A 13853-nucleotide genomic window follows, 5' to 3' on the forward strand; every position below is an offset into this window, starting at 1 on the left:
ATAGTCACGATGGGATAGTCACGATGCGATAGTCACGATGCGATAGTCACAATGGGATAGTCACAATGGGATAGTCACAATGGGATCAACCGCCACAATATCGACGGTCAGGATACATCAGCGAAGCCTTACCGCGGTACCGCTCACACTGACCATCATCATGGCGCCCTTTTCTCCCACCACTTCATAGTCGAGGTCGATACCGACGATGGCATTGCCACCGAGCGCCCGGGCCTGGGCTTCGATCTCCTCGAAAGCAATTTTCCGCGCCTTGCCCATTTCCCGCTCGTAGGCGCCGGAGCGGCCACCAATAATATCGGTGATAGAGCCAAACAGATCTTTGAAGATGTTGGCACCGAGAATCGCTTCACCGACCACGACACCGAGATAGTCCTGAATAGCGCGCCCTTCCACCGAAGGTGTGGTTGTTTTCAGCATCTGCGTTTCCTTCCGTCATTAAACCTAGTAGTTCCAACCTCCGTTTAGCTTACACAAATAAAAAGCCCCGCGCGCGGCGGGGCTTGGTCGTTGATATTGGAAGAAACCGGAACTGGATTAGCGCTGGCTGGCCTTTAGTTCACGGCGACGACGGTGCAGCACCGGCTCGGTATAGCCGTTGGGTTGTGCACAGCCCTCGAACACCAGTTCACAGGCGGCCTGAAAGGCGATGCTCTGGTCGAAGTTTGGCGCCATGTCGCGGTAGGCGGGGTCACCGGCATTCTGCCGGTCAACCACGGCCGCCATGCGGCGCATGGTTTCTTCTACCTGTGCGCGGGTGCAGACCCCCTGCTTCAGCCAGTTCGCAATGTGCTGGGAGGAAATCCGCAAGGTTGCCCGGTCTTCCATCAGGCCAACGTCATTGATATCCGGCACCTTCGAGCAACCGACGCCCTGATCGATCCAGCGCACAACATAGCCAAGAATTCCCTGGGCGTTATTATCCAGCTCACGCTGGATTTCATCGGCACTCCACTGGGGGTCGGCCGCCACCGGCACCGTCAGAATATCGTCAAGACTCGCAGGCTCACGGCTGGCCAGCTCCTCCTGAACCTTCGCCACATCCACTTTATGGTAGTGCAGTGCGTGCAGCGTCGCCGCGGTCGGCGAAGGGACCCAGGCCGTATTGGCGCCGGCCAGGGGATGGCCGATTTTTGCTTCCATCATGGCCGCCATCTGATCCGGAATTGGCCACATGCCCTTACCGATCTGCGCACGCCCTTTCAGGCCCGTGGCCAGCCCGGTATCGACATTCCAGTCCTCGTAGGCGGAGATCCACTTGGACTGCTTCATTTCACCTTTGCGGATCATGGGGCCCGCCAACATCGAGGTATGGATTTCATCACCGGTGCGGTCAAGGAACCCGGTGTTGATGAATACGACACGCTCTTTCGCAGCCGCGATACAGGCCTTGAGGTTTACCGTGGTGCGACGCTCTTCATCCATGATGCCCATTTTCAACGTGTTGCGCGCCAGGCCCAGTGCGTCTTCGATGCGATCAAATAATGTATTGGCGAACGCCACTTCTTCGGGGCCGTGCATCTTCGGCTTCACGATATACACGCTACCGGTACGGGAATTCCGCAGCGGGCCAGTGCCGCGCAGATCGTGCATAGCAATCAGACTGGTCACCATGCCGTCGAGAATACCCTCGGGCACCTCATTGCCGTCCTTATCCAGAACCGCATCGTTGGTCATCAGGTGACCCACATTGCGCACGAACATAAGGCTGCGACCAGGCAGCGACACTTTGCCACCCTCAGCGCCGTGGTACTCGCGATCCGGGTTCAGGGTACGCAGGATATCCTTGCCGCCCTTGCTGACCGTTTCCTGCAGGTCGCCTTTCATCAAGCCGAGCCAGTTCCGATAGACCACGACCTTGTCTTCGGCATCCACCGCCGCGACAGAGTCTTCACAATCCATGATGGTGGTCAGTGCGGACTCGACAAGGATGTCTTTCACCCCGGCCTTGTCGGTTTTACCAATCGGGCTTTCGCGATCAATCTGGATTTCAAAATGCAGACCGTTATGCGAGAGCAGAATCGCTTGCGGCGCATCCTGGGCGCCGCGATAGCCCAGGAATTGGCGACTGTCCATGAGCGCCGCGACTTTACCATTGCGCAATTCCGCTTCCAGCAGGGAGCCATTGATGCGGTATTCGCGCACATCGGTGTGACTGGCTCGATTTAGCGGCAGTGCCTGGTCGAGGAAGTCGCGTCCGTAGGCAATAACCTTGTCACCACGTACCGGGTTGTACTGGCCGGTTTTTTCCGCACCACCCTCTTCGCTAATAACATCGGTGCCGTAAAGCGCATCGTACAAACTACCCCAGCGGGCGTTGGCGGCATTCAGTGCGTAGCGGGCATTCATCACCGGGACCACCAGCTGGGGCCCGGCCATGGTCGCAATTTCAGCGTCCACATTTTCGGTTTTTGCGGTGAAGTCGGCCGGCTGGTCGACCAGATAGCCGATTTCACGCAGAAAGCGCTTGTAGGCATCCAGGTCTTTATAACCTTCAGGGTTGTTGCTGTACCACTGATCCATCAGAGCCTGGATCTCGTCGCGTTTTTCCAACAGCGTACGATTTACCGGGGCCAGATCATTGACGATTTTCTCGAACTCCATCCAGAACGCATCGGCAGTGATGCCGGTGCCGGGAATGACTTCTTGCGCAATCAATGCATGGAGTTCTTCGGCAATCTGCAGACCGCCAATACGGACTCTTTCCGTCATGTCTGACCTCTTGGTACTGGTGATTGGGACTGGTGAGTTGCGGCATTCTAAACAGGGCAAGATCCATATCGCTAATTTATAGCCACTATCTTCACTATTCCCTAAATGAATTTAGGAGCCAGACTGCGTTATAACTGACGTCCGACGTCGAGAATCAAACGCCGCATCCAACGGTGCGGTGCACTCTGTTGCAACAGAGGACTCCAGGCCATTTTCAGCTCCAGAGGCGGGATTTTGAGTGGTGGCTCCCTCAGTGCCACCCGGGGATTACTGGTGGCAAGCTGGGCAAGGCGGGTCGGCACGGTAACAATCAGATCGCTCTGTTCCGCCAGCAACATGGCGACCTGGTAGTGGCGGGTAAACACCGATATATCCCGTTTCTGGCCGAGTCGCCCGATGGCTTCATCCACCCAACCCAGGCGCTGTACATCTTCCGGGTTCACCCCTACCCCGACGCCCATGCCGGTTTTACTGACCCAGATGTGCTGTGCCTTCAGATAACTGTCCAGATTGTAGTCCTGAAGAATCGGGTTATCCGTGCGCATGACGCAGGAAAAGGTATCACTCCAGATGGTCGCCTGGTGAAAGCTCTGTGGCATCGAGTCAAACCGGTTGATCACCATATCCACTTTGCCCTGCTCCACATCCACAAAGCTCACGTCACTGGGCGTCATGATGTCTAGACTAATACCAGGGGCGCTGACGCGTAATTGCTTCAGAAGCGGCGGAATCAGGGTGGATTCCGCATAGTCACTGGCCATGATGCGGAAGGTGCGGCGGGCGTCCGATGGCGCGAAATCCCGGTTGGGCTGGATCACCTGGTCAATGGCGGCAAGGGCTTCGCGCACCATGGGCTGCAGCTCCATGGCGCGCTCAGTGGGCATCATGCCCTCCCGGGTGCGCACCAACAGCGGGTCCCCGAACAGCTCACGCAGGCGCTTGAGGCCGTTACTCATGGCCGGCTGGGACAATCCCAGCTGGTTGGCGGCTCGGGTGACGTTGCGCTCACGCAACAGCACATCGAGGTAGACCAAAAGGTTCAGATCAGCTCTTTCCAGATTCATGGGCGGGACTCTCGACCGGCATGTTGAGACCGGCTTCAGTTTGGCAACAGTTGAGGTTTATCAAGGGGTTCAGGCTAACATTCATTATTTGGATAGCGAGAATCAAGACAATAAATTAGCCAAATTATGCCAGCACTTCTAGGATACGCACAACCTAACCGCAGTCACCTTTTCGAAGAAATTCGAGGAAATTTGAGGAAACACAGCCATGTCCACTTACTCTCAAGAAATCGAAGCGGCAGCAAAGCTCTGTGATAGCAACGGCAGTGCCTGGAATGCGATCAACCCGGAGTCTGTCGCCCGCATGCGCCTGCAGAACAAATTCAAAAACGGCCTGGACATTGCCAAGTACACCGCCGACATCATGCGCAAGGATATGGAGGCCTATGACAAGGACACCTCCAAGTACACCCAGTCTCTGGGCTGCTGGCATGGTTTCATCGGCCAGCAGAAAATGATTTCCATCAAGAAACATTTTGAAGGCAAGACAGATCGCCGCTATCTGTACCTGTCTGGCTGGATGGTTGCAGCGCTGCGCAGTGAGTTCGGTCCCCTGCCCGACCAGTCCATGCACGAAAAGACGTCCGTTGCCGCGCTGATCGAAGAACTGTACACCTTCCTGCGCCAGGCCGACGCACGTGAACTGGGTGGCCTGTTCCGCGAACTGGATGCAGCCCGTGAAGCCGGTGACCAAGTGGCAGCCAAAGCGATACAGAACAAGATCGACAACCATGTAACCCATGTAGTGCCGATCATTGCCGACATCGATGCCGGTTTCGGTAACGCGGAAGCCACCTACCTGCTGGCCAAGAAAATGATCGAAGCCGGTGCCTGCTGCATCCAGATCGAAAACCAGGTTTCCGATGAGAAGCAGTGTGGCCACCAGGACGGCAAGGTAACCGTTCCTCACGAAGACTTCCTGGCAAAGATCCGCGCCGTACGTTACGCCTTCCTTGAGCTGGGCGTCGACAACGGTGTGATCGTGGCCCGAACTGACTCTCTGGGTGCCGGCCTGACCAAGCAGATCGCAGTCACCAAAGAGCCGGGCGACCTGGGCGACCAGTACAACGCCTTCCTGGACTGCGAGGAAGTTTCCGAATCAGACCTGAAGAATGGCGATGTAATCATTAACCGCAACGGCAAGCTGCTGCGTCCAAAGCGCCTGGCTTCCAACCTGTTCCAGTTCAAAAAAGGCACCGGCGAAGCACGCTGCATCCTGGATAGCGTGACCTCCCTGCAAAATGGCGCAGACCTGATCTGGATCGAAACCGAAAAGCCTCACGTGCGCCAGATCGGCGGCATGATGGACGAGATCCGCAAGCAGGTGCCGGACGCGAAGCTGGTGTACAACAACAGCCCATCGTTCAACTGGACCCTGAACTTCCGCCAGCAGGTATTCGATGCCTGGAAAGAAGAAGGTAAGGACGTTTCAGCCTACGATCGCGACAACCTGATGAGTGCGGAGTACGACGATACCGAGCTGTCCAAGGTTGCGGATGACAAGATCCGTACCTTCCAGGCAGACGCCTCTCGTGAAGCGGGTATCTTCCACCACCTCATCACCCTGCCGACTTACCACACCGCGGCCCTGTCCACCGACAACCTGGCCAAAGAGTACTTCGGTGAAAAAGGCATGCTGGGCTACGTCGAAGGTGTACAGCGCAAGGAAATCCGTCAGGGTATCGCCTGTGTCAAACACCAGAACATGGCCGGCTCCGACATGGGCGACGACCACAAGGAATACTTCGCCGGTGAAGCCGCACTTAAGGCCGCCGGTAAAGACAACACCATGAACCAGTTTGGCTAATACAAGTTCAACGAGTGTCCCTGAGAAATCGCTTCACTCACTTCGGGCCGCATTATGCGGCCCTTTTTTTGTCCAGTTTTTGACAACTTTCGCCTGTTTAACCCCCTTCCGTGGTGCCTGTTCCTCTTCTGAACGGTTTTCCCTCCTCTGTGCGGTGGCGTGCCGGCAAGGTGTATGCAACGACAGACTGCATGGCGCAATCTTGAACTAGGCTTATGGCAAGCCTGCAAAAAATCAGCCGCGCCTATGTCTTGCACCAGTCAAGTACTCGTCCTCAACTGCGGAAGCTCCTCGCTCAAGTTTGCGGTTATGGATCCCCATGACGGCACCGTTGCCATGAGCGGTATCGGTGAGGCCCTGGGCCACGATGAACCGCAGGTCAGCTGGAAAATCAAAGACGAACGACACTCCTCGACCCTGCCCAAGGGAACCCGTCACACCGAAGTCATCCGCTTTCTGGTCGATACCATTCTCAGTCAGCACCCGGCACTCCGCGATCACCTGATCGCCATCGGTCACCGGGTGGTGCATGGAGGAGAAAAGTTTTCTCATTCGGTACTGATCAACGATGCGGTGGTCAGTGCCATCAAAGAGTGTGTTGCGCTGGCACCACTGCACAACCCGGCGCACCTGGCTGGAATAGAAGCAGCCAAGGTGGCATTTCCAGCACTGCCCCAGGTGGCGGTGTTCGATACCGCCTTCCACCAGTCCATGCCGCGCCACGCCTATATCTATGCACTTCCATACAGCCTGTACAGAGACAACGGTATCCGCCGCTATGGCATGCACGGAACCAGCCACCGGTTTGTCACCGAGCGCGCTGCCGAGTTGCTCAACCTGTCGGTAAACGAGGTCAATATCATCTCCGCCCACCTTGGAAATGGAGCCTCGATTACAGCCGTGCACAATGGCCGTAGCGTAGACACCAGTATGGGCCTGACGCCGCTGGAGGGGCTGGTGATGGGTACGCGCAGTGGCGATGTCGACCCGGGCCTGCTGATGCACCTGGGCAGCCGCATGGACTTCGGCCTGAAAGAGATCAACGATCTACTCAACAAGAAAAGCGGCCTGCTGGGAATTTCGGAACTCAGCAACGACTGCCGAACACTGGAAAAGGCCGCAACCGACGGGCATGACGGCGCGCAGCTCGCACTGGATATTTTCTGCTACCGCCTCGCCAAGTATATCGGTGCCTATCACGCGGTTTTGCCACAGGTAGACGCCCTGGTGTTTACCGGCGGCATTGGCGAAAACTCCAGCCTGATCCGGCACAAGGTCATGACCCAGTTGAGCGGCATCGGTTACGCCGTGGACATAGAAAGAAACGAGCGCGCGCGGTTTGGCGAGGATGGACCAATTTCCACCGACCAGTCCGCCGTGACGTTGGTGATCCCCACCAATGAAGAGTGGGTGATTGCCCGTGACGCTGCGGAACTCGTACCCCCGGACACCCCAAACCACGACCCGAGCACGAGGGAGTGAGCCATGTCGCGCACAATCATGCTGGTTCCCATCAGTGCGGGGGTCGGTATTACTTCCGTCAGCCTTGGTACGCTGCGCGCGCTGGAACGTAACGGGGTCAGCGTCAGCTTTTACAAGCCCATCACCGAGACGGTGAAGCATGAGAAAAACAGAGATCGCAGCAACGAGATTCTGCGCCGTGCATCCAGCATGAAGGTACCCGAGTCCTTCAGCATGCACCACGCCGAATCGCTGATCGGGCGCGGCGACCTGTCCGATCTATTGGAAGCAATTCTGGCGCGGTTTCAGGAGGGAGCGACGAGGTCCGACGTCGCCATTGTCGAGGGCCTGGTACCCAATGCGGAAAACCAGTTTGCCAGCCAACTCAACCTGCAGATCGCAAAAACACTCGATGCGGAAATTGTACTGGTTGTATGCCCGGACCTGGATTCCACCCAGCAACTGAAAGACCGGCTGGAAGTCGCCATGGCGACGTTTGGTGGCGCCCAATCTGGCCGTGTTGTGGGCTGCATCGTCAACAAGGTCGGCGCGCCATCCCATGTGCCGGACGCGCCCGGGGCTGATATTACTGGTGTATTCGAAGGCCCGAAAATACGACGTGGCAACCTGGAAATTCTGTCACTTTTTGGCAAGAGCCCTCTGCCAATCATCGGCTGTATCCCGTGGAATGCAGACCTGGTAGCCCCGCGCGCGAAAGATCTGGCAGATCACTTTCAGGCCGAGATCATCAATTACGGGGAACTGGAGCACCGGCGACTGCACAGTGTCACATTCTGCTCGCGCTCGCTCGGCAATATGATCTACCGCTTTGAGCCCGGCGCCATGCTGGTCACCTCGGGAGATCGACCGGATGTGATCGTTGCCGCCTGCCTCGCCGCCATGAACGGGGTGAAAATCGGCTGCCTGCTGCTCACCGGCAGCTACAACATAGAGCCTATGGTGAGGAAGCTCTGTGGCCCCGCCATGGAAACAGGCTTGCCTGTGATGCTCGTCAACACCAATACCTGGCAGACTGCGCTACAGCTCCAGACTTTCAATACCGAAACCCCTACTGACGACGTCGAGCGAATCGAAAAGGTGCAGGACTTTATTGCCGGGCACCTGGACAACCAGTGGGTGGAGTCGCTCAGTAGTGAATCCAACCGGCCAAAGCGGTTATCCCCGCCCGCGTTTCGCTTTCATCTCACTGAACTCGCCCGCCGCGCCAACAAGCGTATTGTGCTCCCGGAGGGCGATGAGCCCCGCACCGTCAAAGCGGCGCTGGTTTGTGCAGAACGTGGAATTGCCAGACCCGTACTGCTTGGCGACCCGAAAGAAATTCACCGGGTCGCGGAGCAGCAGGGGCTGTCGCTCGGTGACAAGGTAGAAATTATCGACCCGAAATCAGCGCGCAACAAATATGTGGAACCGATGGTCGAGATCCGTAAGAGCAAGGGGCTTACCGAGATCGTCGCCAGGGAACAACTTCAGGACAATGTGGTACTCGGAACCATGATGCTGGCGGAGGACGAGGTGGATGGACTGGTGTCCGGAGCCGTCCATACCACCGCCAATACCATTCGCCCGGCACTGCAACTGATCAAAACAGCTCCGGGAGCAGCGCTGGTCTCCTCCGTCTTCTTCATGTTATTACCAGACCAGGTACTCGTGTACGGCGACTGCGCCATAAATCCGGACCCGAATGCCGAAGAACTCGCGGACATCGCCATCCAGTCCGCCGACTCCGCCAAAGCCTTTGGTATCGAGCCACGCGTGGCGATGATCAGTTACTCGACAGGTAGTTCCGGCACCGGCTCCGACGTGGACAAGGTGCGCGAGGCCACCAAGATTGCGCAGGGAAAACGCCCGGACCTGGTCATCGACGGACCACTGCAATACGATGCCGCAATCATGGAAAATGTCGCCAGGAAAAAGGCCCCGGGCAGCCCCGTGGCCGGCCGCGCTACGGTATTTATTTTCCCGGATCTGAACACCGGCAATACCACGTACAAGGCGGTTCAGCGCAGTGCGGATCTGATCAGTATCGGGCCGATGCTGCAGGGAATGCGCAAACCGGTGAATGACCTTTCCCGGGGCGCGCTGGTAGACGACATTATTTACACCATTGCGTTGACCGCAATCCAGTCCAGCCAGTTGGATTAATCCGGGGCGGGAATGTTCGATCGAATACCCCGGGCATCGGAGACTTCGCCGAGCGGCCGATCCTTGTCCACGAAACTTACCAGCGCACCGGCGACCACATACGCCTCGAGGCGGTGCTCGAAGGTATCACTGTAACCAAATGCCATACGATCCAGGCAGGCATGCACCTCTCGGTACTCCGGCGCGCTGCTTCTACAGGCCACCAGCCCTTTGCGCAAAACCGGCCATAGTTCCCAGATCTTGCGTCCCTCCTCTTTCACCGCTTTCAACCCGATGGCCAGCTGAGCTTCCTCCCGAGTCAAATCCGTACCCAGTGGATAGTAGGGCAACAACGGCATGCGGTGGCCCTGGGAAAAAACCGCGTGAATACGCTCCGGCGTATTATTACTGAAGGGTTCTGGAATCTCGTAGCCTTGCTCCACCTTGCCCGCGGCTTTCGCCTTGTCCAGAAGTTCCTTTTGAAAACGCGAATCGGCAATGCTCAGCATCGCCACGATCACATCGCGATCTGTTTTTCCCCTGAGGTCAGCAACACCATACTCTGTAACCACAATATCCCGCAGATGACGGGGAATTGTGCAGTGCGGGTACTGCCACACAATGTTGCTGCGAATACGGCCGCCGGATATTCGTGTACTGGCCACTGCAATCACCGAGCGCCCTCCAGGAAGCTCGTGTGCCTGAGCAACGAAATTGTACTGCCCGCCCACACCGCTCACGACACGCCCATCTTCCAGACCGTCAGAGATCACAGCCCCATTCAGTGTGACCATCATCGCCGAATTCACAAACCGGGCATGCTGGCGCTGCGCAATTTTCAGTGCACGCCCTTTCTGTAACTCATTGATGTAATCAATGGCGGTCATATTGATGCCCGCCATTTCTGACGCGGGCATGTCCCTCAGTGTCTGGTACATGGCTGTGGACCCAAGATAAAACCCGCCATGCAGCCAGGTGCCTCCCGGAAGCTTTTTCCCCTCGCGACTACCGAGCAACTTCTTGCGGCCTACACTGCTGTGAAGGTCGCAATCTTCCAGCTCCCCGTGCTTGTCGAGAAATCGGTGTCCCCGCCAGCTGTAACTCGGGTCCACAATACCGGCACGCTGAAGAAAATCTGTGTCTGCTTCCGTCAACGGGCACTGGATGCGTTCCGCATCCCTCAGGGCGACCAATAGCTCCTCGTTCACTACATTACTGACCCGGCCCTCGTTGAGGAGCCTTTGCAGGGTGGCATCGGCATAGACTTCACGTTTCATCACGCCGACGCGACGCAGGTGAAGAAACCCCTCAGGGACCATCTCACTGGCACCGTACAACCCCTGCTGAAAAACCCCCAATTCCAGAGGCAGTTCGCACAAAGACTGCTCAGCATCCTCATTCAATGACTGCAGGATGTCTCGATAATCCTCGTTTTTTGTCTGGCGCAATGTGAGCACATGACAAATGGCATCACCGAGCGCACCTATACCAATCTGTAACGTTCCACCATCCCTGACAAGGCCGGCGATATGGAAAGCGAGCGCATAATCGGTGAGCCGTATCGGGGGGTTGGGCGCGGGAAAAATTTCCTGCTCAAATGCGTCGCCCTGTAACAGAAAATCAAACACACCACGACCCACCCGCGCGTCGCCCCCAACAAATGGTAACTTCGGATTGATTTCACCAACCATGGTGATATGGCGATATCCCCGCTCGTCCGCAAGCTTCAGCAGAGGCAAGGTGAGATCCGGATTGGAACTCAGGCTGAAATCCCCGCTTTCATCGTCTGCCGGGGACACCATCTGAGCTACGACATTGACTCCCCGGTCCAGAAGGTCGCGGGGCACATGGGTGTAATTCGCACTCACATAGCTCTGCTGGGCCGACGGCGTTGACAGAAAGCTACCCGGCTGCATGAAAAACTCACAGACTTCCACATTGTCAGGCAACAGCCCCTTGCGTCGCGCCTGATTGTAAGCGAGGTCCTGGTAGTCGCTATACAGCCGATCCAGCAACGGCTGCACAAAACGCCGCTGAATTTCGCTGGAAGCGGAGGGCCGCTCGAGTGTCAGCGCGGTATAAATCGTGAGGGAAATTTCCGGATCCTGTTCCGCTCGGGCGTAGATGGCATTGGCAAAATGGTTGGCCTTGCCAATACCCAGCGGCAAGCCAAGTACAATGCGCTTTCCGACTTTTTCCAGTACCGCATCCACACACTGCTCAGCTGCGCTGAAGGTTTCCGGTTTCGTCATCACGCCCTGCTCCGCCTGCCCATCAATACGGGGAAATTGCCATGGGTTGGTCGACAATGATTTACGTTACGTTTGACCGATAACGGCTCTCGGCTACTGCAGCGTTTCGCTCGATCCCCGTTCCATCGATGTGCTGGGTAGCGACTCGTAGTGATCTACCTGAATCGCCTTGTTGACGGCTTCGGAAGTGACCCGAATCTGCTCGGCCTCTTCCGCAGAAATCAGGTTTTCCGACAACGCCTGGTCGATCGCATCGTCATTGAGGGCACGCACCCCCCCCTTCTTCATCTTCTCGCGGATAGCTTCGGTCTCGTGGGTACTCAGGAAGGCCTGCTCAACAATATCAATACCGTCGCCGCTGTTGCCAAGGAATACACCTTTGGTAAGCCGGTCCCGGGTTTCCGAAGGCACCATGATCAGATTGGCACACGCCCGCGCCTGACGATCCGACGCCGCGCGGATGCTGTGACCCCAGGGCATCGTCAGGAATTGCATCAGCTGGCCGACTATGCGCATGGGGAAGTTGTGGAACACCTCGATCAGGCTCACCTCGATATTGTGGAAGCCTGCGCGCATGGCGAACTCCAGCAGTGGACGATCTTCATCGGGACTGCCGTCGTCCTTGAAACGTTTCAACGTCGCGCTCATCAGGTAGAGCTCGCTCAGTACGTCACCGAGCCGCGCCGAGATCAATTCCTTGCGCTTGAGCTCTCCGCCCAATGACATCAGCGAGAACTCGGTAACCAGGGTCAACACTGCGGAATAGCGGTTCATCTGACGATAGTACTTCGCCGCCTCGCCGACGCCTCTGGGGCTGCTCGCAAACAAACCGCCGGTCCAGCCGTGAAACACCGCGCGACAGAATGTTTTGAGCTGGAACAGGAAGTGTTTGGGCAGCAGCGCATCGAGCTGCTTTACCCCCTCTTTTTCATCCGCATTGGTGGCGGCTTCCATTTCCTGCAGCAGATACGGGTGGCAGCGGATAGCGCCCTGGCCGAAGATCATCAGGCTACGGGTCAGGATATTCGCCCCTTCGACGGTAATCGCCACCGGTACTGCACGATATACATTTCCGAGATAGTTGAGTGGCCCATCCATGATCGCCTTACCGGCGTGAATGTCCATGGCGTCGTTGATGGCCTGGCGCAGGCCAAACGTCGCGTGTGCTTTCATGATGGCGGAAACCACCGCCGGCTTGCGGCCCTGGTCCAGGGCCCGGGTGGTTGCCTTGTGCGCGGAGTCCAGAACATAGGCAATCGATGCAATCTCAGCCAGGCGGCGCTGCACACCTTCGAATTTGCCGATGGGAATCCCGAATTGCTCACGGATATGGGCATAGGCACCCGTAGTCCGCGCAGCCAGTTTGGCGCCGCCGGTAGACAGGGATGGCAACGAGATACCACGGCCCGCGGCCAGGGCACTCATCAGCATGTGCCAGCCGTGGCCGATATTTTCCTGGCCACCAATAATCCAGTCCATTGGGATAAAGACATCTTTACCCCAGTTGGGGCCATTCATAAACGCCTGCATCGCGGGCAGGTGACGCTGGCCGATGGTCACCCCGGGAGTGTCCGTCGGCACCAATGCCACGGTAATCCCAAGCTCTTCCTGCTCCCCGAGAATATGCTCCGGGTCGTACAACTTGAATGCAAGGCCCAGCACGGTGGCCACTGGCCCCAGGGTGATATAGCGCTTGTGCCAGTTCACTTTCATACCGAGGGTTTTTTCGCCCTTGTATTCCTGATAGCAGACCACACCGCTATCGATCATTGCCGCGGCATCGGAACCAGCCTCCGGGCTTGTCAGGCCGAAACAGGGAACATCGCGCCCGTCGGCGAGCCGTGGCAAATAGTGTTTCTTTTGCTCAGCGGTTCCGTGCGCCATCAACAATTCTCCTGGCCCGAGAGAATTGGGCACCATCACGGTAACGCCAACACTGGTGCTCCGAGTGGATATCTTGGTGACGATCTCCGCGTGGGCAGTGGGAGAAAACCCGAGACCACCAAATTCTTCAGGAATAATGATGCCTAAAAACCGGTTCTTCTTGAGGAACTCCCAGATCTCCGGTGAAATATCGTGATCTTCGTAGGAAATTTTCCAGTCATCGACCATCTGGCAAAGCTCTTCTACCGGACCGTCAATAAAGGCCTGCTCTGCCTCAGTAAGCGTCGGCGGCCCCATACTGAGCAACTGGTCCCAGTCCGGCTTTCCCGAGAGTAACTGCGCGTCCCACCAGACTTCGCCCGCCTCCATCGCAGCCCGTTCGGTGTCGGAAATCGGTGGCAGGACTTTACGAATCCATTTCAACAACGGTGCGGTGATCCACTTCTGGCGCAGGCTACTCATTACTTATCCTTGTTTGCTGAAAATCGTGTCTGTACTCGATTTGCGGCTCGA

General features: G+C 57.0%; 8 protein-coding genes. 3 read left to right on the top strand and 5 right to left on the bottom strand.

All coding sequences use genetic code 11. The features are described from left to right. Positions 1 to 117: 117 nt before the first annotated feature. The 3 genes from GTQ55_RS09225 to GTQ55_RS09235 all read right to left on the bottom strand — a co-directional run bounded on the left by GTQ55_RS09225 (position 118) and on the right by GTQ55_RS09235 (position 3794). A complete protein-coding gene (locus GTQ55_RS09225) occupies positions 118 to 438 on the bottom strand; it encodes a heavy metal-binding domain-containing protein (RefSeq protein WP_161858471.1) in 321 nt (106 codons plus the stop codon). Between the two features lie 117 nt (positions 439 to 555). Beyond that, positions 556 to 2730 carry a malate synthase G gene (locus tag GTQ55_RS09230; RefSeq protein WP_161858472.1) on the bottom strand — a complete coding sequence of 725 codons (2175 nt, stop codon included), beginning with the start codon at positions 2728 to 2730 and terminating at the stop codon, positions 556 to 558. Positions 2731 to 2858: 128 nt separating this feature from the next. Further along, positions 2859 to 3794: a LysR family transcriptional regulator gene (locus GTQ55_RS09235; RefSeq protein ID WP_161858473.1), complete on the bottom strand. Its 936-nt coding sequence runs from the start codon at positions 3792 to 3794 to the stop codon at positions 2859 to 2861. A 208-nt stretch (positions 3795 to 4002) separates the two neighbouring features. Here GTQ55_RS09235 and GTQ55_RS09240 point away from each other — a divergent pair, with 208 nt between their 5' ends. From GTQ55_RS09240 to pta, 3 genes are all read left to right on the top strand, one after another. Then, a complete protein-coding gene (locus GTQ55_RS09240; protein ID WP_161858474.1) occupies positions 4003 to 5601 on the top strand; it encodes an isocitrate lyase in 1599 nt (532 codons plus the stop codon). Positions 5602 to 5847: 246 nt separating this feature from the next. Then, a complete protein-coding gene (locus GTQ55_RS09245; RefSeq protein ID WP_161858475.1) occupies positions 5848 to 7083 on the top strand; it encodes an acetate kinase in 1236 nt (411 codons plus the stop codon). A 3-nt stretch (positions 7084 to 7086) separates the two neighbouring features. Then, positions 7087 to 9225 (top strand): phosphate acetyltransferase, encoded by a 2139-nt coding sequence (gene pta, locus GTQ55_RS09250; protein ID WP_161858476.1) that lies wholly within the window; start codon positions 7087 to 7089, stop codon positions 9223 to 9225. On the opposite strand, the gene GTQ55_RS09255 is transcribed toward pta, so the two are convergent. Then, entirely contained in the window at positions 9222 to 11513 is a 2292-nt protein-coding gene (locus GTQ55_RS09255; RefSeq protein WP_237567629.1) for an acetyl-CoA hydrolase/transferase C-terminal domain-containing protein, read from the bottom strand. The two genes, pta and GTQ55_RS09255, sit on opposite strands and share 4 nt — an antisense overlap. Positions 11514 to 11549: 36 nt before the next feature. Beyond that, on the bottom strand, positions 11550 to 13802 hold the full coding sequence (locus tag GTQ55_RS09260; protein WP_161858478.1) for an acyl-CoA dehydrogenase: 2253 nt from the start codon (positions 13800 to 13802) through the stop codon (positions 11550 to 11552). Between the last annotated feature and the right edge of the window lie 51 nt (positions 13803 to 13853).

It is taken from the genome of Microbulbifer hydrolyticus (genome assembly GCF_009931115.1).
Taxonomy (GTDB): Bacteria; Pseudomonadota; Gammaproteobacteria; order Pseudomonadales; family Cellvibrionaceae; genus Microbulbifer; species Microbulbifer hydrolyticus.

Bases quoted from the DNA above. Each gene is read 5' to 3' on its own strand.
- GTQ55_RS09225 (WP_161858471.1), bottom strand. From the start codon at position 438: ATGCTGAAAACAACCACACCTTCGGTGGAAGGGCGCGCTATTCAGGAC.
- GTQ55_RS09230 (WP_161858472.1), bottom strand. From the start codon at position 2,730: ATGACGGAAAGAGTCCGTATTGGCGGTCTGCAGATTGCCGAAGAACTC.
- GTQ55_RS09235 (WP_161858473.1), bottom strand. From the start codon at position 3,794: ATGAATCTGGAAAGAGCTGATCTGAACCTTTTGGTCTACCTCGATGTG.
- GTQ55_RS09240 (WP_161858474.1), top strand. From the start codon at position 4,003: ATGTCCACTTACTCTCAAGAAATCGAAGCGGCAGCAAAGCTCTGTGAT.
- GTQ55_RS09245 (WP_161858475.1), top strand. From the start codon at position 5,848: ATGTCTTGCACCAGTCAAGTACTCGTCCTCAACTGCGGAAGCTCCTCG.
- pta (WP_161858476.1), top strand. From the start codon at position 7,087: ATGTCGCGCACAATCATGCTGGTTCCCATCAGTGCGGGGGTCGGTATT.
- GTQ55_RS09260 (WP_161858478.1), bottom strand. From the start codon at position 13,802: ATGAGTAGCCTGCGCCAGAAGTGGATCACCGCACCGTTGTTGAAATGG.